General features: G+C 65.7%; 14 protein-coding genes and 2 pseudogenes. 9 read left to right on the top strand and 7 right to left on the bottom strand.

Annotation, left to right across the window (positions count from 1 at the left end):
* Positions 1-501: 501 nt before the first annotated feature.
* A complete protein-coding gene (locus D0Y85_RS16045; RefSeq protein WP_117311211.1) occupies positions 502-2,106 on the top strand; it encodes a hypothetical protein in 1,605 nt (534 codons plus the stop codon).
* Positions 2,107-2,182: 76 nt separating this feature from the next.
* Here the strand turns inward: D0Y85_RS16045 and D0Y85_RS16040 are convergent, their stop codons facing one another.
* Positions 2,183-2,893 carry a glutathione S-transferase gene (locus tag D0Y85_RS16040; protein ID WP_117311209.1) on the bottom strand — a complete coding sequence of 237 codons (711 nt, stop codon included), beginning with the start codon at positions 2,891-2,893 and terminating at the stop codon, positions 2,183-2,185.
* Positions 2,894-3,042: 149 nt separating this feature from the next.
* On the opposite strand from D0Y85_RS16040, the gene D0Y85_RS16035 reads away from it, so the two are divergent.
* Together D0Y85_RS16035 and clpB are read left to right on the top strand one after the other, a co-directional pair.
* Positions 3,043-3,858, top strand: coding sequence for a DUF3014 domain-containing protein (locus tag D0Y85_RS16035; RefSeq protein ID WP_117311207.1), 816 nt, complete (start codon positions 3,043-3,045; stop codon positions 3,856-3,858).
* Positions 3,859-4,038: 180 nt separating this feature from the next.
* Positions 4,039-6,623: pseudogene (gene clpB, locus D0Y85_RS16030) on the top strand (ATP-dependent chaperone ClpB).
* Positions 6,624-6,694: 71 nt separating this feature from the next.
* On the opposite strand, the gene D0Y85_RS16025 reads toward clpB, so the two are convergent.
* The 3 genes from D0Y85_RS16025 to D0Y85_RS16015 form a co-directional block, all read right to left on the bottom strand.
* A complete protein-coding gene (locus tag D0Y85_RS16025; RefSeq protein ID WP_117311204.1) occupies positions 6,695-7,495 on the bottom strand; it encodes a MipA/OmpV family protein in 801 nt (266 codons plus the stop codon).
* A gap of 141 nt (positions 7,496-7,636) precedes the next feature.
* Positions 7,637-8,926, bottom strand: a complete 1,290-nt coding sequence (locus D0Y85_RS16020; protein ID WP_117311202.1) for an ATP-binding protein — start codon at positions 8,924-8,926, stop codon at positions 7,637-7,639.
* Complete coding sequence (locus D0Y85_RS16015; protein ID WP_117311200.1) at positions 8,923-9,657, bottom strand: response regulator transcription factor; 735 nt, start codon at positions 9,655-9,657, stop codon at positions 8,923-8,925. The genes D0Y85_RS16020 and D0Y85_RS16015 overlap by 4 nt, the downstream gene beginning before the upstream one ends.
* Positions 9,658-9,838: 181 nt before the next feature.
* Here D0Y85_RS16015 and D0Y85_RS16010 point away from each other — a divergent pair, with 181 nt between their 5' ends.
* The gene (locus tag D0Y85_RS16010) at positions 9,839-11,125 is read left to right on the top strand and encodes an aminotransferase class V-fold PLP-dependent enzyme (protein WP_117311198.1); all 1,287 of its coding nucleotides are present in this window, start codon (positions 9,839-9,841) and stop codon (positions 11,123-11,125) included.
* Positions 11,126-11,616: 491 nt separating this feature from the next.
* On the opposite strand, the gene ybaL is transcribed toward D0Y85_RS16010, so the two are convergent.
* On the bottom strand, positions 11,617-13,317 hold the full coding sequence (gene ybaL / locus D0Y85_RS16000; protein ID WP_117311195.1) for a YbaL family putative K(+) efflux transporter: 1,701 nt from the start codon (positions 13,315-13,317) through the stop codon (positions 11,617-11,619).
* A gap of 484 nt (positions 13,318-13,801) precedes the next feature.
* On the opposite strand from ybaL, the gene D0Y85_RS15995 reads away from it, so the two are divergent.
* From D0Y85_RS15995 to D0Y85_RS15985, 3 genes are all read left to right on the top strand, one after another.
* Entirely contained in the window at positions 13,802-14,317 is a 516-nt protein-coding gene (locus tag D0Y85_RS15995; RefSeq protein ID WP_117311958.1) for a hypothetical protein, read from the top strand.
* Positions 14,318-14,362: 45 nt separating this feature from the next.
* The gene (locus D0Y85_RS15990; protein WP_080150542.1) at positions 14,363-14,860 is read left to right on the top strand and encodes a hypothetical protein; all 498 of its coding nucleotides are present in this window, start codon (positions 14,363-14,365) and stop codon (positions 14,858-14,860) included.
* Between the two features lie 161 nt (positions 14,861-15,021).
* Positions 15,022-15,873, top strand: a complete 852-nt coding sequence (locus tag D0Y85_RS15985) for a hypothetical protein (RefSeq protein ID WP_240329263.1) — start codon at positions 15,022-15,024, stop codon at positions 15,871-15,873.
* Positions 15,874-15,986: 113 nt separating this feature from the next.
* Here the strand turns inward: D0Y85_RS15985 and D0Y85_RS15980 are convergent, their stop codons facing one another.
* Positions 15,987-18,374, bottom strand: coding sequence for a TonB-dependent receptor (locus D0Y85_RS15980; RefSeq protein ID WP_117311191.1), 2,388 nt, complete (start codon positions 18,372-18,374; stop codon positions 15,987-15,989).
* A 334-nt stretch (positions 18,375-18,708) separates the two neighbouring features.
* Here D0Y85_RS15980 and D0Y85_RS15975 point away from each other — a divergent pair, with 334 nt between their 5' ends.
* On the top strand, positions 18,709-20,574 hold the full coding sequence (locus tag D0Y85_RS15975; RefSeq protein ID WP_049463961.1) for an ABC-F family ATP-binding cassette domain-containing protein: 1,866 nt from the start codon (positions 18,709-18,711) through the stop codon (positions 20,572-20,574).
* Positions 20,575-20,665: 91 nt separating this feature from the next.
* On the opposite strand, the gene ampR is transcribed toward D0Y85_RS15975, so the two are convergent.
* Positions 20,666-21,529, bottom strand: a complete 864-nt coding sequence (gene ampR / locus D0Y85_RS15970) for a LysR family transcriptional regulator AmpR (protein WP_117311189.1) — start codon at positions 21,527-21,529, stop codon at positions 20,666-20,668.
* 174 nt (positions 21,530-21,703) lie between these two features.
* Here ampR and blaL2 point away from each other — a divergent pair.
* Positions 21,704-22,620 (top strand): annotated as a pseudogene (gene blaL2 / locus D0Y85_RS21035) (L2 family extended-spectrum class A beta-lactamase).
* The last annotated feature ends 14 nt before the right edge of the window (positions 22,621-22,634 follow it).

Here is a 22,634-nt window from a genome sequence, read left to right as displayed (position 1 = left end):
CACGCCCCCGCAACCGGACCCACCCCGCCTTCGACAGATTTCCGCGATCTGTTGGAATGGCATGGCCTGCTCTTGGTGGGTGTCGACCTTGGTCGACACGGTAAATCCACGCAATGCGTGGATGTCTGTCGGTAGTGCCGGCCGCTGGCCGGCAACCACGCAGATGCCTGAGACCCGGCGCTTGAGAGCGCAGCGACCGGCTTCTGCTTTTGATCTTTTGATTCTCATCCGTGGTTGGCGCCCGCAGGAAACTGTCCGTGGCCGGGCGGGGTGGGCTGCGCAGGACCGTTGGCGCCATGGATGGCGCCATCGAGCCCCCATGGACGGGTTTACGGCGTGTCCTGCGCAGCCCACCCCGCACGACCCACTCCGATAGGCCGCTTTCAGCGACCAGCCACGAGGGGCTCCGCCGTTGGCTGGAACCCATCATTCCACTCGGGAATTGGCGCGCCGGCCCCGCTGGGCCTACCATCGGCGGTCCCCACCCCCACCGCCCCTTCCATGTCCGCTCCCGCTTCCACCGCGCCGCGCCGCTGGTTCGTCGCTGGCGACTTCAATGGCTTCTTCGGCCTGGTCGTCGACAACCTCTCCATCCTCGGCTTCATCGCCATGGCCCTGGTCGGGATGTTCCAGTTCCCCGCCGACGTGGTCTTCGGCCGGATGTTCCCCGGCACTGCCCTGGGCGTGCTGGTCGGCAACCTGCTGTATACCCTGATGGCACGGCGCCTGGCCGCGCGTACCGGGCGCGACGACGTCACCGCCATGCCGCTGGGCCTGGATGCACCGACCAGCATCGGCATGGCACTGCTGGTGCTGGGCCCGGCCTTCCTGGCCTTCAAGCAGCAGGGCCTGGACCCGCATGCCGCCGCCATCGCCACCTGGCAGCTGGGCATGGCCTCGCTGGTCATCATGGGCGTGCTCAAGCTGATCCTGTCCTTCTTCGGTGAAGCGGTGACCCGCGCGCTGCCGCGCGCTGCGCTGCTGGGTTCCATCGCGGGCATTGCACTGGTGCTGATGGGCCTGCTGCCCTTGCTGGAAACCCTGCGCTCGCCGCTGGTGGGCTTCACCACGCTCGGCCTGCTGCTGTACGTGCTGATCGCCAAGGGCAAGCTGCCGCTGCGCGGCCCCGGTGTGCTGCTGGCGTTCGTGTTCGGCACCGTGCTGTATTACGGGCTCGGCCTGGCCGGCCTGGGTGTGCCCGGCTTCCAGATTCCGGCCTGGGTGCCGCCGCAGGTGGTATTGCCGCTGCCGACGCTGGGCTTCATCGAGGGCCTGCCGACCGCGATGACCTACCTGCCGCTGCTGTTGCCGTTCGGCCTGCTGATGGTGGTCGGTGGCATCAACGTATCCGAGAGCGCGCGCGCGGCCGGCGATGACTACCGCACCCGCGACATCCTGCTGGTGGAGGCGGTGGCCACGCTGGTGGCCGGCGTCTGCGGTGGCGTTGCGCAGACCACCCCGTACATCGGCCAGCCGGCCTACAAGCACATGGGCGCGCGCAGCGGCTACACGCTGCTGACCGGCCTGTTCGTCGGCATCGGCGGCATGCTCGGCATCATTTCCGGGCTGGTGCAGTGGCTGCCGCTGGCGGTACTGGCGCCGATCATCGTGTACGTGTCGATCGACATCACCACCCAGGCGTTCCAGGCCACCCCGCGCCAGCATGCCGGTGCGATGGTGCTGGGCTTCCTGCCGTCGGCGGCCTACCTGCTGGCGATCAAGGCGCCGGGCTGGATTCCGGCCGAGCAGATGGGCGCGCTGCTGACCCACGTCGATGGCCATGGCCTGCCGGAGCTGGCGGTGATCTTCGCGCTGGGCAACGGCTTCATCATCACCTCGATGCTGTGGATTGCCACCGTCGCGGCGATGGTCGATGGCCGTCTGCGTCGCGCCTGCGGCTTCCTGCTGGTGGCGGCGGTGCTCACCCTGTTCGGCCTGATCCATTCGGTGGATCCGCGCGGCGGCATCTACCTGCCGTGGGATCTGCAAGGCCTGGCCCGCGTCATCAGCTGGCAGTTCGCCGGCGCATACGTGGCGTTGGCCATCCTGCTGGGGCTGCTGTCGCTGCAGAAGCAGGCGGTGAAGCCGCTGGCTGGGAACGACTGATCACGGGTGGTGCCGGCCTGGCCGGCACCCTCAGAGGCTCCGGTTGGATCGTGCAGTTGCCGGGCAGCGGCCGGCACTACCGATCTGAATCCAGTTCCGGGTAATGCCGGAAGATGCCGTTGGTGTTGAAGGGCAGCCGCCGCTCCGAAGCGAGATAGGCGGCGATGCCGGGCCGTTGTTGCACCCGGTCCTTCAGCGCGCGCAGCAGTGGCAACGTCGGCCACAGCGCCTGCATGCGGCGTGGAAACATATAGTCCAGCCCGCTCAGCAACTGGAACAGCGACAGGTCCACGTAGGAGTGTTCGCGCAGCGGGTGGCGACCGCCATTGGCCTTCAGCACCTGCTCGAAGTAGCCGAGGAATTTCGGCAGGCGCTCATCGCGCAGCGCTGCCGCGCGCGCCCTGGCCTCGGTCTTCTGGTCTTCGTAGTACTTCGACGCGGCGATCGGATGGTGGGTGTCGTGCACTTCGGCCACCAGATCGGCGATGGTCAGCTGCAACTGCAGCGCCTGCATGCGCCGCGAGGCGGCCTGCGGAACCAGGTCCAGCGTCGGGCCGAGGAAATCGAGAATGGCCGCGACCTGTGCGATGACCTGTCGCCCCGCCTTCAGGAACGGTGGCGCGAAAGGCTGCGCACCTTCGCTGTGGCCGTCGAGGAACGGCTGCATCACGGCGTCGCCGTGCACGCGCGCCATGTCCACGTAGTCGGCGCCGGCATCTTCCAGCGCCAGCCGCACGAATTCGCCACGGCCCTGGATGCCGGTCCAGTAGTACAGCGCGTACTGCATGAAGGCTTCTCCACCCAACAGGAACAGCAGGGTCGCGCGTACCGCGCAAAGCAGGCGTGAACCACAACGGCAGCGGAATGGCTGGGGAACCCCGCCGAATCAGGGCAGTCACACCTTGTCCATGCAGCTGAAAAGCGAGGTTCTGCATCATGCAGAGTGGAAAAGCGGTCTGGCCCTGGGTTCTGGGCGTGGTGGTGGTGGGTGGCGCGGGCACGTGGTTGTTCCGCGACCAGTTGCAGCACCTGGCAGATAGCGTAGCGGTGCCGGAGCAATCCGCACCGACCTCGGCAGTCGCCGTACCGAAGCCTGCTGCTACGCAGGAACCCGCGCCCTCTCCGATCAAGCATCCGCTGGATTCCGAGGCCGCCGCCGACCCGGCACTGCCGTCACTGGCCGACAGCGATGCCGCCGCCTGGAGCGCATTGAGCGAACTGTTCAAGGGCGAGGGCGCGTTGACCGCGCTGCTGCGTGATCACCTGATCCAGCGCCTGGTCACCCAGGTGGACAACCTGGACAAGGCCAGTGTGCCGCCTACCGCGCTGGCCTTCCGGCCGCTACCGGGCAGCCTGCAGGTTGAGCCGGGCGAGGGCGGCGAACGCATCGCTGCGGCCAATGCGGCGCGCTATGCGCCCTATGTGCAGGCCTTCACTGCGCTCGACCCCGCGGCGGCGGCCCACGCGTACAAGCGCTTCTATCCATTGATCCAGCAGGCGTATGTCGATCTGGGCCGTCCTGACGGGTATTTCAATGATCGCCTGGTAACGGTGATCGACCACCTGCTGGACACCCCGGAGCTGGCCCAGGCGCCACTGCTACTGCGCGATGAGCGCGGCCGCTACCGTTTCGCCGATGCCACCCTGCAGTCGCGCTCGATCGGGCAGAAGGCCTTGCTGCGCATGGACGTGGCGCAGGCGCGGGCGGTCAAGCAGCAGCTGCGGGCGATCCGGGCCGCGATCACCCATTGAGCCCTCCAGCGTGCGGATCTGATCCGGATCAACGCGCCGACAACACCGCTTCCGGCATGCTGGCCATAGGCTGACTGGCCTTCGAATGCAGTCGCAGCCACCCTTGAAACGGGGTGGGGCAACCGCATCTTTCCAGCATCGCCGGCGCGGGCCGGCCAAGATGACCGATGAGGTTTCGCAATGCGGATGGACAAGCTCACCTCGCGTTTCCAGCAGGCGCTGGCAGACGCGCAGTCGCTGGCAGTAGGCCGCGACAACAGCATCATCGAACCGGTGCACGTGTTCAGTGCCCTGCTGGACCAGCAGGGTGGCAGCACCCGGCCGTTGCTGGCCCAGGCCGGCGTCAACGTGCCGGTGCTGCGCGAACGCCTGGACGAGGCGCTTGAAGCGCTGCCGAAGGTGTCCGGCCAGGCCGGCAACCTGTCCATCGGCAACGACCTCAACCGCCTGCTCAACCACACCGACAAGCTGGCCCAGCAGAACGGTGATGCCTTCATCGCCAGCGAGTGGTTCGTGCTGGCCGCGCTGGAAGACGGCGGCACGCTGGGCATGGCCATGCGCGCTGCCGGTGCCGACAAGGCCCGCCTGCAGACCGCCATCGACAAGCTGCGTGGCGGCGAGAACGTGCAGTCGGAGAACGCCGAAGAGCAGCGGCAGGCGTTGGAGAAATACACCATCGACCTGACCGCACGCGCCGAGAGCGGCAAGCTCGACCCGGTGATCGGTCGCGACGAAGAAATCCGCCGCACCATCCAGGTGCTGCAGCGCCGCACCAAGAACAACCCGGTGCTGATCGGCGAACCCGGCGTGGGCAAGACCGCGATCGTCGAAGGCCTGGCCCAGCGCATCATCAATGACGAAGTGCCTGAAGGCCTGCGCGGCAAGCGCGTGCTGTCGCTGGACATGGGCGCGCTGATCGCTGGCGCGAAGTTCCGCGGTGAATTCGAAGAACGCCTGAAAGGCGTGCTCAACGACCTGGCCAAGAGCGAAGGGCAGATCATCCTGTTCATCGACGAGCTGCACACCATGGTTGGCGCGGGCAAGGCCGACGGTGCGATGGATGCCGGCAACATGCTCAAGCCGGCACTGGCGCGCGGTGAACTGCATTGCGTCGGTGCGACCACGCTGGACGAGTACCGCAAGTACATCGAGAAGGATGCCGCGCTGGAGCGCCGCTTCCAGAAGGTCTTCGTGGGCGAGCCGACGGTGGAGGACACCATCGCGATCCTGCGCGGCCTGAAGGAAAAGTACGCGGTGCACCACGGGGTGGAGATCACCGACCCGGCCATCGTCGCTGCGGCCACCCTGTCCAACCGCTACATCACCGACCGCCAGCTGCCGGACAAGGCCATCGACCTGATGGACGAGGCCGCTTCACGGCTGCGCATGGAGATCGATTCCAAGCCAGAGGAACTGGACCGGCTGGAACGTCGCCTGATCCAGCTGAAGATCCAGCGCGAGATGCTGAAGAAGGAAAAGGACGACGCTTCGCGGCAGCGCCTGGCCGATCTGGAAAGCGATATCGATGCGCTGGAGCGCGAGTTCTCCGATCTCAACGAAGTCTGGAAGTCGGAGAAGGCCGCGCTGCAGGGCACGACCAAGATCAAGGAACAGGTCGAGCAGGCCAAGGTTGAACTGGAGTCGGCCCAGCGCCGGCAGGATTTCGCGCGCATGAGCGAGATCCAGTATGGCGTGCTGCCGCAGCTGGAAAAGCAGCTGGCTGCCGCCCAGGAAGTGGAGAACCACGACTTCAAACTGGTGCAGGACCGTGTCACCGACGAGGAGATCGCCGAGGTCGTCTCGCGCTGGACCGGCATCCCGGTCAACAAGATGCTCGAAGGCGAGCGTGACAAGCTGCTGCGCATGGAAGAGGTGCTGCACAACCGCGTGGTCGGACAGGAAGAGGCGATCAAGGTGGTGTCCGACGCAGTGCGTCGTTCGCGCGCTGGCTTGTCCGATCCGAATCGACCGGGGGGATCGTTCCTGTTCCTGGGCCCGACCGGCGTGGGCAAGACCGAACTGTGCAAGTCGCTGGCCGAGTTCCTGTTCGACAGCGCCGACGCGATGATCCGCATCGACATGAGCGAGTTCATGGAGAAGCACAGCGTCGCACGCCTGATCGGTGCGCCCCCGGCTACGTGGGCTATGAGGAAGGCGGTTACCTCACCGAGGCTGTGCGCCGTCGCCCGTATTCGCTGATCCTGCTGGACGAGGTGGAAAAGGCGCATCCGGATGTGTTCAACATCCTGCTGCAGGTACTGGACGACGGTCGCCTGACCGATGGCCAGGGCCGCACGGTGGACTTCCGCAACACCGTCATCGTGATGACCTCCAACCTGGGCTCGCACCAGATCCAGGACATGAGTGGCGATGGCACGCCGGAGGCCTACACGCAGATGAAGGCGGCGGTGATGGGCGTGGTGCAGGCGCACTTCCGTCCGGAGTTCATCAACCGGTTGGATGACATCGTGGTGTTCCATCCGCTGGACAAGCAGCAGATCAAGCAGATCGCGCGCATCCAGATGCGTGGCCTGGAAAAGCGCCTGGCCGAGCGTGGCCTGAAGCTGGTGGTGTCCGATGCAGCGTTCGACCTGCTCGGCAACGTCGGCTTCGATCCGGTCTACGGTGCGCGTCCGCTGAAGCGTGCGATCCAGGCACAGCTGGAAAACCCGCTGGCGCAGAAGATCCTGTCCGGTGCGTTCGTCAACGGCGATACCATCGAAGTGGGCAACGACGGCGGCCATCTGGTGTTCGCCAAGGCGTGAGTCCATCGGGGCGCTGCCTGACCGCAGCGCCTCGTTTTCTCCGGTAGCGCCGGGCCATGCCCGGCGACTTCTCAGAACCGGTGCGTATACCCGGTCATCAACCCGAACTGGTTGGCCTTCTGCACGATCGGGCTGTCGGCGGCGTCGCCGAGCAGGCGGGTGCCTTCCACGGCGATGTACCAGTTGCCATTGCGACCAGCGCGATGGCTCCATTTCATGCCCAACCCGGCGCTGACCAAGCCGGCCTTGGGCGTGTGCTGGGCGAAACCGGTACGTGCGGCCTGGGCGGGGCTGACGCCGTACCAGGTCTGCATATAGCCGCGGTTGCCGTAGTCGGTGGAGACGCTGCCGCTGACTACGCCACCGGCCAGATCGAACAGCGGCATCTCCAGGTTCAGGTGGATCTGCTGGGTGGCAAGGCCGTTGTCACCCTTGTCATCGTCTTTCAGCGTGTACTGCCAGGAACCACTCAGCACCGCCTCACCCAGCGTATAGCCAGCCGCCAGGCCGACCAGGGGCCGGGTATCGATATCGCCCATGCCACGCAGGAAGTCCGAGCCGCCGAGGATCGAGTTCTTCTCGCGTCGGCTGCCGCTGCCGCCGACGTAGGCACGCACGCGGGTGTGTTCGCCGATCGCCGTGCCCCAACCCGCACCGCTGGTACCCAGAAACCAGCCGCCCGGCGAAGTCACGTCGAACGACAGCGTCGGTGCGGCCTGGAATTCCTCGCTGCCGCTGTAGCGCGGGGCAACGCCGCCACCGGCGGCCAGCTCGAAGGTCCATTGATCCTCCTTGGCATGCGCTGTGGACGTTGCGAACAAGGGCAGCAGGGCCAGGCCGAGCAGGGTGGGGAAACGGCGACGGTGGGACATGGCAACTCTCTACAGTGGGAGGAAATGCAGTGCGCGCATCCGGCGCGTGCTGCTGGGTCGACAGCGTGGCGGGATGCCACCGACCAATCCGTCCGCAGTTGTGCGGGAGTTGTAAGCAACTGTAAGCGCGGCCCGTGGCGTTCAGCTGGCAGCCAGTGGCCAGTGCATTTCCAGGCGTGCACCGCCCAGGGTCGCGCGTCCCACGCGCAGCTCGCCGTGGTGACGAACCGCGATGCGCCCGGCGATGGCCAGGCCAAGACCAAAGCCGCCGGTGTCGCGGCTGCGGCTGTCATCCAGACGGGTGAACGGGCGCAACACCTTCTCGCGATCGCCTTCGGCAATGCCGGGGCCATCGTCATCCACGCGCAGGCAGGCCTTGCCGGCCACGCTGACCAGTGACACCTCCACACGGGTGCGTGCATAGCGCATCGCGTTGCCGACCAGGTTGCTCAGGGCCAGCTGCAGCAGGCGTGGCTCGGCATCCACGCGTGGCAGCGCGCTGGGCCAGACCTGCAGCACCAGGCCCGCGCGCTCGGCATCGCGCCGTGCGTCTTCCATGCAGGCCTGCAGCCAGTCGTTCGCCTCGATCCGCTGCATGGGCTCGGCGTCGTTGGCATGCTCCAGCCGCTCATAGGCCAGCAGTTCGCTGACCAACCGGTTGAGCTCGGCCAGATCACCATGCAGGCCGGCAGCGAGGTGTGCCCGCCGCGCCGGGTCGTTGCTGTCCTGCATCAGGTCCAGGCCGAAGGCCAGGCGTGCGATCGGCGTGCGCAGCTCGTGGGAAATGGCATGGGTAAGATCGCGCTGCCGTTGCACCAGTTCGGCCACGCGCGCGGCCATGCGGTTGGAATGCTCGACGATGACCCGGATCTGCGAACGTGGCGATACCTGCGCACGTGCCTGCAGGTCGCCGGCACCGATGCGATCGGCATGACCCCGCAGCGCTTCCAGGTCGCGCCATAGCAGGCGTACCCAGGCATACAGGCAGGCGCCGACCAGCAGCAGGATGCACAGGTAGGCGGCGGCGGTCATGTACAGGGTCATCTGCACCTCGCCGGGAAGGCGCAGCTGCAGCCAGCGTCCGTCAGTCCCCTCGATGGGCAGCAGCACCTGCTGGTAGCGCTCACGGACGATGAAGCCGTCCCCGCGCAGGGCACTGCGCTCTTGGTCACCGAGCTCGGGCGGTGCATCCAGCAGTGACAGCGCAATGCCGTAATGCGGCTGCCACTGCAGCAGGCGCTGCTGTTGCTGCTGGCGGTCCAGGCCGGCCAGTCCGCTGCGCAGCGCATACACCTGCCCGCGCACCTGTTCGACGAAGACTCGTTCCTGCAGGGGCGTGTAGATACGGTCCAGCAGATGGTTGAGGCTGAACACCGACACCAGCAGGCAGCCGCCGGTGACGAACCACAACCACAGGAACAGCCGCTTCACGCCGACCAGGCCGAGGGGTTGAACTGGTAACCGCGGCCCCACACGGTCTTGATCCGGCGCGGTTCGCGCGCGTCATCGCCCAGCTTGCGGCGCAGCTTGCCGATGCAGACATCCACGCTGCGGTCCAGGCCATCGAAGCCGATGCCGCGTGCCGCCAGCAGGATCTGGTCGCGCGAGAGGACCTGCCCGGGCTGGCTGGCCAGCAGCCAGAGGATCTCGAATTCGGTGGTGCCCAGTTCCACCGGCTGCCCATGCAGGTGGACCTCGCGCTGCACGCGATCGATCAGCAGTTCGCCATGCATCAGCCTGCACGGCACGCCGGCAGGGCCGCTGCCATGGCGACGGCGCAGCAGCGCACGCAGGCGCGCCAGCAGCAGGCGTGGCTCGATCGGTTTGTGCACATAGTCATCGGCACCGGACTCCAGCCCCAGCACCTGTTCGATATCGTCCTCGCACGCCGTCAGCATCAGGATCGGCACGTCGGAAAAACTGCGGATCTGCCGGCACACGTCGATGCCACCAAGGCCAGGCAGCATCAGGTCCAGCACCACCAGTTCCGGCGCGTGCTGGCGGCAGGCCGCGCTGGCCAGGTCGCCACGCGGCACGTGCTGCACGGCAAATCCATGTTCACTCAGGTAGTCGCTGACCAGCTCGGCCAGGCGGCGGTCGTCCTCGACCAGCAGCACCTGGGTCGGGTTGCCGGCGGCGGGAGTCCACGGGGAGGGCTGCATGGGTAACGGCGTCCTTGTCCGGGGCGAAGGGCCCGGCGGCGAAGCCTAGCAATGGCCCATGACGACTGCCTGAATCCCGGGCAACCTGATAACCGCCGGTACTGGCGTCATCGCCAGGGGCTCTCAATGGCGGTCGATGGCTGGCCTATGGTGGGTGTTTCCCCGGATGGAGCCTGGTGCAATGAGCGATCCGCAGTGGCAACTGGAAACCCTGGCCGTGCACGGCGGCTACCGCCCCGACCCGACCACCCGCGCGGTGGCGGTGCCGATCTACCAGACCGTGGCCTACGCATTCGATGACACCCAGCACGGGGCGGACCTGTTCGACCTGAAGGTGCCGGGCAACATCTATACGCGCATCATGAACCCCACCACCGACGTGCTGGAGCAGCGCGTTGCGGCGCTGGAAGGGGGCATCGGCGCGTTGGCACTGGCTTCCGGGCAGGCCGCGATCACCTATGCGATCCAGACCATTGCCGAGGCCGGCGACAACATCGTCGCTGCCAGTGCGCTGTATGGCGGCAGCCTCAACCTGCTGGCGCACACGCTGCCGCAGTACGGCATCCAGGCGCGTTTCGCAGATCCGGCAGATCCGTCCGCGTTCGCCGCGCTGATCGATGAACGCACCAAGGCGGTGTTCGTCGAATCGATCGGCAACCCGCGCGGCAACGTCACCGACATCGCCGCCATCGCCGAGGTCGCGCATGCGGCCGGCGTGCCGTTGATCGTCGACAACACGGTGGCCACGCCATTCCTGCTCCGCCCGTTCGAACACGGCGCCGACATCGTGGTGCACTCGCTGACCAAGTACCTCGGTGGCCACGGCACCAGCCTGGGCGGGGCGATCGTCGATTCGGGCCGCTTCGACTGGACGGCACAGCCGCAACGCTTCGCCCGCTTGAACCAGCCCGATCCGAGCTATCACGGCGTGGTCTATACCGAAGCGCTCGGCGCGGCGGCCTACATCGGCCGTGCGCGGGTAGTGCCGTTGCGCAATACCGGCGCAGCGTTGTCACCGTTCAACGCCTTCCTGATCCTGCAGGGCATCGAGACCCTGGCGCTGCGCATGGAGCGGATCAACGCCAATGCGCTGGCCGTGGCGCAGTACCTGCGCGCGCATCCGAAGGTAGCGTGGGTGCGTTATGCCGGGCTGGCCGACGACCCCGAACACGCGGCGGCGCAGCGCTATCTGGGCGGTCATGGCTCCGGTGTGCTGACCTTCGGCCTGCCGGGCGGGCGCGTTGCCGGCGCCCGCTTCCTCGATGCCCTGACACTGTTCACCCGGCTGGTGAACCTGGGCGATGCCAAGTCACTGGCCACCCACCCGGCCTCGACCACCCATCGCCAGCTGGATGCGGCCGAACTGGCCAGGGCCGGGGTCAGCGAGGACACCGTGCGCCTGTCGATCGGCATCGAGCACATCGGCGATCTGCGCGCGGACCTGGAACAGGCGTTGGCGGACGCCTGATACCTGCTGGCTTGGTCGTCATCGCCAGAGGCGATCACCACCGCTGCAGGAAAGCGATACGGTAGAGACGCTCTCCAAGGGCGTGGCGATATCATCCCCGGCCGATGCGGGTCGGCCGGGGATTTTTTTGGGCGCAGCCAACCCAGGTAGATCCACGCCGTGCGTGGACGCATTTTGATGCACTGTCGAAATACTCGATTCCGATGGAGATCCATCCACGCATGGCGTGGATCTACTGTGTCGACCATGGTCGACACCTACCAACAGCGGCACCGAACGCCGTACCCGCAGCTCGCTGAAATCTGTCGAAGGCGGGGTGGGTCTGGTTGCGGGGGTGTCCGCGGTATGGATGCCGCGGCCAAGCCTCCAGGGATGGATTCACGGCGTCCCCCGCAACCGGACCCACCCCGCCATCCCACGGAATGCCAGCTTTTGCCGTTGCCGTTGCCGTTGTTTCGGCAGGTGCAGGGCGCAGCCCTGCTGCACACCCCTCACACCACCGGAATGCTGTGCTGCCCAAGACTGCGGTACGGCGGGGTGGCCATCACCATTTCCGCCAACGAGTAGGCCAGCTCGCGCTCGGCCATCACCGTGCCGTCGGCACCGTGTTCAAGCAGATGCTTCACTTCGGCATCGCTGTGCGCACGCGCCAGCAGGGTCAGGTCGGGGTTGATCGCACGCAGCTTGGCCAAGGTCTCACCGGCTTCCAGCGGCTGCGGGATCGCCAGCACCGCGATCTTCGCGCGCTCGGGATGGGCTTCGGCCAGCACCTTGTCCGAGGCGGCGCTGCCGCGGATGCCGGGCAGACCAGCGGCATGCGCCTCGGCCACGTGTTCCTTGTTGTCGTCGATGATCATCACCGGCACGCCACGGTCGCGCAGCACCTGCGCCAGCGCGCTGCCGACGCGGCCATAGCCGATGACGATGGCATGGTCGTGCAGGTCCAGCGACGGCCCCGGTGGCAGCTCGGTCTCCACCGCCGTGGGCGTGGTTTCCTGGTGCTTCAGCAGCCAGCGGTCGAGCAGGCCGAACACCAGCGGGTTGAGCATGATCGAGATCAGCGCACCGGCCAGCACCAGCGCCTGGCCGGTCGGAGGCAGGATCTTCAGGGTCACGCCGAGGCCGGCGATGATGAAGGCGAACTCGCCGATCTGCGCCAGGCTGGCCGAGATCGTCAACGCGGTGCCGGTGGGGTGGCCGAACGCGCGCACGATGAAGAACGCCGCCGCCGATTTGCCGAACATGATGATGCCGGCGGTGGCCAGCACCTGCCACGGGTGCTCGATCAGGATGCCCGGATTGAACAGCATGCCCACCGAGACGAAGAACAGCACCGCGAACGCGTCGCGCAGCGGCAGGGAATCGCTGGCCGCCTTGTGGCTGAGTTCCGATTCATTGAGCAGCATGCCGGCGAAGAACGCGCCCAGCGCGAAGGACACACCGAACAGCATCGCCGAGCCGAACGCCACGCCCAGCGCGATCGCCAGCACCGACAGGGTGAACAGTTCGCGCGAGCCGGTACCGGCGATGCGCTCCAGGATCCACGGAATGACCCGGCGGCCGACCACCAGCATCACTGCCACGAACAGGCCCAGCTGCACGAACGTCCAGCCGATGCTGGCCAGCACGCTGCCGAGGGTGTGGTGTTCATTGGCCGCGTCGGGCCCGAACACACCGGCCATCACCGGCATCATCACCAGTGCCAGCACGCAGGCCAGGTCCTCGACGATCAGCCAACCGACCGCGATCTTGCCGCGCTGGGTTTCCAGCAGGCGGCGCTCTTCCATCGCGCGCAGCAGCACTACGGTACTGGCCGTGGCCAGCGCGAAACCGAACACCACGCCGTGGATGACCGGCCAGCCCATCAATGCCGCCAGGCCCCAGCCGAGCAGGGTAGCGACCAGGATCTGGCCGATGGCACCGGGAATGGCGATGGCCTTGACCGCCATCAGGTCCTTCAGCGAGAAGTGCAGGCCGACGCCGAACATCAGCAGCATCACGCCCAGCTCGGCCAGCTGGTTGGCCAGTGCCTGGTCGGCGACGAAGCCCGGCGTGAACGGACCGACGCAGATGCCAGCAACCAGGTAACCGACCAGAGGAGACAAGCGGAGCTTGTTGGCCAGCGCGCCGAAGATGAAGGCGAGCCCGAGACCAACGGCAACGATGTTGATCAGGTCGGTGTCATGGTGCATCGGCTCTCGCAGGAAACAGGGGGGTACCCCGATTTTCACCGATACGGCCAGATACGGCAAACCCGGCCAGCGTATCGGATCGTTGCGTGGGCGGAGCCATCAGTGGTCGGCGTCCGACCTGGCGTGTGCGGGGCGATCGAGGATGGCTCTGTCGGGATCGGACCTGTTTGGGGTGGCCAGTTGCTCTGGATCGTGAACCGGAGCCAGACCAATGCCACCCGAGACAGGCCCGGGAAGGGTAATGGGTTCGATACGCAGCTGTGCCATCGCAGGGCCCTTTGCCACTGTGCGCCAAGGCTTTTCAGTCGATCCATTGACATACGAGGGCGGGAGGTAATTCTGGTGGCGCGCATTCTGGGCAAGACGCCTGCGGTCTGGCCGAAGTTTTCCCGGGCCGCGCACGCGTCACCATGTGCTCATTGCCCCTTTTGCTTGCCAACCAGGCTTGGCCTGCTCTTTTCAGACCGCATGGGTGAACAACCACATGAAGCTTCCCGACATTGAATTAGTGATTCAGGCGATAGGTCAGGACACCAGCTCGGTGTTCCTGTCCCGGTTACTCCAGGAACTTGAAATCGACGAGGCCGACGTCAGCCACAATCCGTTGAAATTGACTGGAAGGCGGATCTGGACAGGCGAGGAAGGCACGCTGCAGTTGAATTTCGAGGATATCGGGATGCTGGCGGATATTCCGTACCACGACGTGGACGATGGGCCTTGGGTACTCACGACGGCAGTGTTCTGGGCATCTGGGAAAAACAAACATGCCTACTCTGGCCCGTTGCCCCATGGGCTGGATTTCTCAATGTCGCGTCACCATGTGAGGGAGCGATTTTCAGCCCTGAGTGCGGGGAATCCCACCGTAGCGGGTGTCTCGGGCAATGTGGATATATGGGGCATTGGCGGCTTGGAGTTCAAAGTTAACTTCTGTGGTCTTGGAGACTCGCTTCGCTGTGTATCCGTTGGCATTCACGTCGATCGTAGTAAACAGCAACTGTAGGTTCTCCGCAGCCCTCCTCCACAAAAGTAACAGCGAAGGATCAACATGAATCATCCAACAGTCGAAGAGTTCATCGCTGCGCTTGGCAGGGATTCAGAGTCACAGGAGCTTGGAATCGTCTTTTCCAAGATCGGAATACAGGTTCAGAACCTTGATGATTATCGCCTGGGTGTCAGTGGTCACCGGATCTGGGCAGATGATGCTGCGGGACTGCAACTCGAATTCAAGGATGTCGGCCTGCTTTCAGAGATGCCATATCACGACATCTATGATGGGCCGTGGGCGCTCACCGACGTTATCTTCTGGGGATGGCGGAAGGACACTGGTACCGAGTATGCGGGGCCACTTCCTTGCGGCTTGAACTTCCTGATGTCCAGGGATCAGGTCAGGTCAGAACTACCTGCCGATCTGGGCGCGCCAACAGTGTTTGGCTTCTCTGGCAACGTCGACGAATGGATGCTGGGAAAGCTGAATCTCGATGTTGACTACGACGGGGAAAAAGGACTTCGCTGTATCAGTCTAGGGCTGCCGGAAGAGAACTGAATGAAACGGACCTACAGGCGATAACGCCCCTCTTTGGCGAAAGCGCTGCGGATCCGGCCGTCACCACGATGCTCCAGGCGCTTGGCATCAGACGCAGGCCAGAGCTGACCCGTCCCGCCAAAAGCCCTTATGAGGCAGTCCTGCGTGCAAGTGGTAAGGGCATGCTTTTTTCTTTCAGTGAGCGCAACTACTGGAATGGGCGATCCGTTGCTTCGCACGGCAAGAGCGGGGAGCTGATTTTCACCAATGTTGCGGTAACGGCAGGCATTCCGGATGTGACACGCAGGTACGAAGGCGATCTGCCGTTTGGCCTGCAATGGGAGGACGACAGGACGAAAGTACGCGAACGGCTCGTTACGGCGGGGTTCGGGGACAGCTTGCACGCCGGCAGGCGCGACGCGTGGTGGCTGCCTGACTACCGCATCCGTCTGACGTATCAGTCTCAATGCATCAAGCAGGCAGGAGCGTGTGGGATCTTTGATATCAGCTTGGGAATTCCCATGCGCCCATTGGCTCGCACACCGGCAACGCGCGAGTACCCCTCAGCGGAGCAGGTAGTTGCTGCCCTCGGCAGATCGACCGACGATGCTCATTTTCAGGCCGTGTTCCGGGAATTTGGGCTTGCAAGTCTGATTGCGGAGGCGAGCAGGGAGATCGTTGACAGGGCCGACGAGCATGGCTTCATTCTCTACTTCGACAGCAAGCGGCGCACGCTCGGTGGGCGTCCGGTATGCACCGGTATCAGTTTCATCCACGATCGACTGGGAAACTCAAGAGCGTGGGCTGGATCGTTGCCATTCGGTCTTCAGTTCGATGATCCGCCTTCCATTCTCGAAGAACGCATTGGCCAAAGAGCCAGTCGTTGGCACGATGAACGGACATTTGGCAGCGCTAGCTGGATGCTCCCTGGTCTTCAAGTGAACGTGAATTTTGACAGTCTGGATAACTGCCTTGAGTCTGTCCGTGTGATTACTGATGGACGTCACACGTCCAACTGCCAGCCGCACGGCTGATCTTGCCCGCAGCACAAACTTGCCCGCAGCACAAAACAAAACACCCGCCGGATCATTCCGACGGGTGTGAAAGATGCGGGGAGGGAATGCCGGCCAGCGGCCGGCATTACCGCTTACCAGTTGTACTTGATCCGCCCGTACACATACGCGCCATTGAAGCCGAACGGCGAGTAGTTGCTGTACGGCAGCATGCCGAAGGTCGAGTTCTGCAGGTCCTCGGTGCGGTCCGGGTACTCGTCCAGCAGGTTGTCGGCGCCCACCGTCAGCGTCCAGTTCGCACTCGGCTTGTAGCTGGCCGAGGCATCCAGCACCCACTTGTCGCCGTAGGTCTGGTCGCGCGCGGCGGTGGCCGAGTTGCGCACCGTGAACTCGCCGTAGCGGGTCGCCGCCAGGCCCAGTTCCCAGTGATCCGAACGCCAGGTGCCACTCAGGATCGTCTTGTCGCGCGGATAACTGTCCTCGATGCGGCCGATTTCATCGCGGCCGATCAGCGACTGGGTCAGGCCCAGCGTGCCGAACACCGCCGGCGTGCCACCCACGCGCTGCACTTCGGTGTCGTTGTAGCTGTAGGCCGCGGTCAGTTCCAGGCTGCTGGCGCTGAACGGCACGGTGTAGCTGGACACGAAGTCGACGCCGCGGGTGCGGGTGTCCAGGCCGTTGGTGAAGTACGAGAACGCAGTCACCTGCGGCAGGCCGAGCGTGGCCAGCAGCGCACTGGAGGCGGCATTGGTGGTGATGCTGGACGACAGTGCGATGCGGTCGTCGATGTCGATCTGGTACGCATCGACAGTGACGTACAGGCGATCCACCGGCTGCAGCACCAGGCCCAGGCTGTAGGACGTGGAGGTCTCGGCCTTCAGCGGCGACGCGCCCAGTGCCTGTGCGGCCGGGCTGGTGGTCGGGAAGGTGCCGCGTTCAACGAACACCCCATTGAGGAACTGGCTGGTCACTGCCTGGTAGCCCTGCTGGGCCAGTGACGGTGCGCGGAAACCGCTGGAGGCGGTGGCACGCAGCGCCACCTTGTCGGTGAACGCATAGCGCGCCGACAGCTTGCCGGAGAAGCGGTCGCCGAAGTCCGAGTAATCCTCGTAACGGCCGGTGATGCCGGCGGAGAACTTTTCGGTCAGGTCCGCTTCCAGGCCCGCATAGACCGCGTAGTTGTGCCGGTCGGTGTGCACTTCGTTGGTCGGGGTGAAGCCGCCGAAGCCCTGCGCACCGGTGCCGGTGTAGGAATTCAGCTCGCCCGGGTTCTGGTCCCACTTCTCGCGTCGATACTCACCGCCGAAGGACAGCGTGACCGGATAGGCCAGGCCCCAGTCCAGCGACTTGGTCAGATCGGCGTTGAAGATGTCCTGCTGGTACTTCAGCGTGCCGTCGTAGAACGAGCGTGGGCTGGTCGCACCCAGGCTGTAGTTGATGCTGTTGCGGGTATGGAAATCCAGGGTGTTCTCGCCGTGGTTCAGGCTCAGGTCCCAGGTCCAGCCGTTATCGGTGTTGCCTTTGACCCCGGCCACCAGCGAGCGGTCCTTGGAGTACTGGTTGATCTGCGGCACGAAACCGTCCGGGTAGGTCTGCGCCAGCAGTGCGGTCTGGCCACTGTGGTTGCGCGAACGGTAGAACGCGAACGAGGTGATGTCGCGGTTGCTGAGCAGCGCGCTCGCATAGCCGGTCACGTGGTCGCTGAAATCGAAGCTGGCGTTGGCCGACGCCGCAGTGGCGTCCACGCGCGGGTCGCCGACGATGAAGGTGGTCTGGCCGACACTGGGGAAGTTGCCGGTGTTCGGCGTGGTGCCGCGATACGGGCCGGCGCGGTCGCTCTCGTCCTGCTGGCTGATCTGGCCGGCCACGTGCACGCGGCCACGGCCGTTGCCGAATTCCACGCCGGTATCGCCGGACAGCTGGTACTTGTTGCCGTCGCCGGCCGAGTACTGGCCGTAGTCGACGGCCAGGCTGCCGCCACTGCCGCTGCCCTTCAGCACGATGTTGATGACGCCGGCGATGGCATCCGAACCGTACTGCGCGGAGGCGCCGTCACGCAGCACCTCGACGCGCTCGATGGCGGCGATCGGAATCGCGTTGATGTCCACCGCCGACGAACCGCGGCCGATGCTGCCGTTGACGTTGATCATCGCCGAGGTGTGGCGGCGCTTGCCATTGACCAGCACCAGCACCTGGTCCGGCGACAGGCCGCGCAGCTGTGCCGGGCGCACACCGCTGGTGCCGTCGGTCAGCGCGGGGCGCGGGAAGTTCAGCGACGGCAGCGCGCGCGACAGCGCGGTGGCCAGCTCACCGGTACCGGTGGACTGCAGGATCTCGGGGGTGATGATGTCGATCGGCGACTGCGATTCGGCGACCGTGCGGTCGGCCACGCGGGTGCCGGTGACGATCACCGTATCCAGGGTGTTGGCGGCGGTGCCGGCCTGCTGGGCGGTGGCAACGAACGGAGAGCCACCGAGTGCGACAGCGACGGCGGCGGCGATCAGGCTGGTCTTGCGGGTCATCGGGAGGGGGCTCCGGTTGGCGGGATGGCACCGGAATCGACATCACGGGGGTGAGGCGGACGACGGTTGTTGCGGTGCGCAATACAGGAATTAACGGGATATTCAGTGCCTGTCAAATGCTGGTCATCAGAAAAAACGTTGCAGCAGCAACCATTTAGCTGCGACAGGCAGTGACGGGGGAGGGGCCCGGGAGGCGCGCGGACAGGACGTGGGAGAGAGGAACGTCGGCCGTTGCGCATCCCGGGGCGCGTCAAGTATTCGTTAACGTTAGAATTGCGTCGCAGGAACAGTGCTTACCAGCACATTCCATTCGGTTATATGGACGCCTCCCCCCATGATTTCGCTTCGTAATTTCGCCTTGCGCCGCGGCGAGCGGCTGCTGTTGTCCAATGTCGACCTGACCCTGCATGCCGGTTACCGGGTAGGTGTGGTCGGCCGCAACGGTGCTGGCAAGTCCAGCCTGTTCGCGGCGGTGAAGGGCGAACTGGAGGCCGACAAGGGTGACGTCGACCTGCCGGGCAAGATCCGCATCGCCAGCGTTGCCCAGGAAACCCCGTCCCTGCCGGACCCGGCGCTGAGCTTCGTGCTGGGCGGCGACATCGAGGTGGCCGCAGTGCTGGCTGCCGAAGCCGACGCCACCGCCCGCGAAGACTGGGAAGCGGTGGCCGAGGCGCATACGCGCATGGCCGAGCTGAACGCCTACGACGCCGAAGCGCGTGCCGGCAAGCTGCTGCATGGCCTGGGCTTCCCGGCCGAAACGCACCACCGCGCGGTGTCCTCGTTCTCCGGCGGCTGGCGCGTGCGCCTGAACCTGGCCCGCGCGCTGATGATGCCCAGCGACCTGCTGCTGCTGGACGAACCGACCAACCACCTGGATCTGGACGCGGTGTACTGGCTGGAACAGTGGCTGCTGAAGTACCCGGGCACCCTGCTGCTGATCTCGCACGACCGCGAGTTCCTCGACAACGTCGCCACCCACACCCTGCACCTGCACGGTGGTGGCGCCAAGCTTTACCCGGGCGGTTACACCGACTTCGAGCGCCAGCGTGCCGAACAGCTGCGCCAGCAGCAGATCGCGCATGAGAAGGAACAGGCCGAGCGCGCCCACCTGCAGAGCTTCATCGACCGCTTCAAGGCCCAGGCCAGCAAGGCCGCACAGGCACAGAGCCGGATGAAGCGCCTGGCCAAGCTGGCCGGTACCGAGGCGGTGCGCGCCGAGCGCGAATTCCGCATCGAGTTCGCACCGCCGGCCAAGCTGCCGTTCTCGCTGATCCGCCTGAACCACGTCGAGGCCGGCTACGGCAGCGATTCGGTGATCCTGCACAACGTGGGCTTCGGTCTGGAGGCGGGCCAGCGCATCGGCCTGCTGGGCCCCAACGGCGCCGGCAAGACCACCCTGGTGAAGACCCTGGTGGGCGAACTGGCACCGATCGCCGGCGAGCGCGCCGCCCACCCGGACCTGCGCATCGGCTACTTCGCCCAGCACACGGTCGAGTCGCTGCATGAAGGCCAGTCGCCGATGGAACACTTCCGCGAGCTGGCCCCGGATGCACCGAACCAATCGTTCCGCGACTTCCTCGGCAAGTGGAATTTCCCGGGCGACCGTGCCTTTGAACCGGTGGATGGTTTCTCCGGTGGCGAGCGTGCACGCCTGGCGCTGGCGTTGATCGCCTGGCAGCAGCCGAACGTGCTGCTGCTGGACGAACCGACCAACCACCTTGACCTGGAAATGCGCGAAGCCCTGGCTGAAGCGCTGGCCGATTTCGACGGCGCGATCGTGATGGTTTCGCATGACCGCCACCTGATCGGCCTGGTCTGTGACACCTTCTGGCGTGTGGCCGACGGCGTGGTCGAACCGTTCGATGGTGACCTCGACGCCTATGCCGCCTGGCTGCGCACGCGCCCGCAGGCGCAGGGCACCAAGGCACGCATGGAGCAGGTGGAAGAACCGGTGGTGGTCAAGACCGCACCGGTCGCGCAGGTGGTGCAGAAGAAGCCGGTCAACCCGCACAAGCTGGCCAGCGCCGAAGCCAAGGTCGCCGAGCTGGAAGGGGTGCTGGCGGAACTGGACCGGCAGCTCGCCGACTCGAGCAACTATGCCGATGCCACGCGTATGGCCGTGCTCGGCCGCGACCGCGAAGCGGCCGCCGCGCAGCTGGAAAAGGCCGAAGCGGCCTGGATGGAACTGCTGGAGTCCTGATTCCATCGGTAGCGCCGGGCCATGCCCGGCGGCTTCTCCCAACCGCTGCGCGCGCCGGGCATGGCCCGGCGCTACCCGCGGCGCGCGTGTTTCATCCCTGCGCCTGCAGCCATTCGCGGAACCGCTTGGCCGGCTCCCGTTCGGCACGCGAGCGCAGACGGGTCAGCCAGTAGCGACCCAGCTCCAGCGTGGTGGCAAACGGCTGCAGCAGCCGGCCTTCGGCCAGGTCCGCTTCGAACATGCGCAATGGCAGCAGGGCAACGCCTACGCCACCGGCGGCGGCCACGGCCAGCGTCAATGACGAATCGAACACCGGTCCGCGCGCTTCCACACCGTTGACCCCGGCCATCTGCAGCCAGCGTGGCCATTCGTCGCTGCGATACGAACGCAGCAGCGGCAAGGCCGCCAGGTCGCGCGGATGCTTCAGCCGCCGCGCCAGTGCCGGCGCGCACAACGGCGCGAACGGCGCGTCCAGGATCGCCGTGCAGGCCTGTCCCTGCCAGTCGCCATCGCCGAAACGGATCGCCAGGTCCAGGCCTTCACCGGCCAGGTCGATGCGGTTGTTGTGGGTCTGCAGCCGCAGTTCGATATCCGGGTGGGCCGCATCGAACGCGGCCAGCCGCGGCAGCAGCCAGCCGGTGGCGAAGGTGCCGACCACGCCGATCGTCAGCACTTCCCGCGCCGGGCCACCGGTGTAGCGGGCGATGCTGGCTGAAATGCGCTCGAAGGATTCATTGAGCACCGGGTACAGGGCTGCGCCTTCCTCGGTCAATGCCACGCCGCGGGGCAGGCGGTGGAACAGGCGGATACCCAGCCGGTCCTCCAACCCGCGTATCTGGTGGCTCAACGCCGCCTGGCTGACGCAGAGTTCCAGGGCGGCCCGGGTGAAGTTCTGGTGCCGGGCAGCCGCTTCGAAGGCGCGCAACGCATTCAGCGAAAGGGTGGGGTGCAGCATGGGGACGTGTGAGGCAGGATGATGGCTGATGGTAGCGCCTTGCCATGGGCGTTGGACAAATAGAGGGTTTAATGCGTCATTCATAAATTAATCTAATGGCTGATGCTGAAAAAACGCGCTGGTCGCCTTTGCCCACCCTTTCAATAATCGGGACAGCTTCCACGAGAATTCAGCATGCTTGCCCGTCGTCGATTCCTGCAGTTCAGTAGTGCCGCAGTCGCCTCCACCCTTGCGTTGCCGCTGCTGGCCCGGGCTGCCGCACCCGCCACCGTGCCCGCCACACTGGTCAATGCCGCCATCGCCGCCGCCGCCGACTTCGCCGCGCTGGAAAAGGCCAGCGGCGGCCGACTGGGGGTGACGGTGCTCGACACCCGCAGCGGCCGCCGCATCGGCGGGCATCGCCAGGGCGAGCGCTTCCCGATGTGCAGCACCTTCAAGTCGATGCTGGTGGCCCATGTGCTGAGTCTTGCAGACGCTGGCCGTGTCTCGCTGGACACCCGCGTGGCGGTCGCCGAGAAGGATCTGCTGTCCTACGCCCCGGTCGCCCGCCGCCACGTCGGCAAGGACCTGAGCGTGCGCGACCTGTGCCGCGGCACCCTGACCACCAGCGACAACACCGCAGCCAACCTGCTGCTGGGGTGACCGGCGGGCCGGCGGCACTGACCGCTTTCCTGCGCGACCACGGCGACCGCGTGACCCGCAACGACCGCTACGAGCCTGACATGAACCGCTTTGCCGCAGGCGATCCGCGCGATACCACCAGTCCGGCGGCAATGGCTGCCAGCCTGGCCCTGTTTGCCGTGGGCGATGGCATCTCCGCCGCATCGCGCCAGCAGTTCGCCGACTGGCTGATCGACAACCAGACCGGCGACGCCTGCCTGCGGGCAGGGCTGGGCAAGCGCTGGCGCGTGGGTGACAAGACCGGCAGCAACGGCGAGGACACCCGTAACGATATTGCCGTGCTGTGGCCGCGTGCGGGCGGCACGCCCTGGGTGATCACTGCTTATCTGCAGGGTGCTTCGGTGGACGAGAAACAGCGAGCGGCCGTGCTGGCCCAGGTGGGTCGGATCGCCGACCAGATGATCGGCTGAGGCAACGGGTGCTT

The organism is Stenotrophomonas sp. G4 (assembly GCF_003428825.1).
In the GTDB taxonomy this organism is placed as follows: Bacteria; Pseudomonadota; Gammaproteobacteria; order Xanthomonadales; family Xanthomonadaceae; genus Stenotrophomonas; species Stenotrophomonas indicatrix.
The sequence above is the reverse complement of the archived record's forward strand: the minus strand, read 5'-3'. Positions and strand labels throughout refer to the sequence as shown.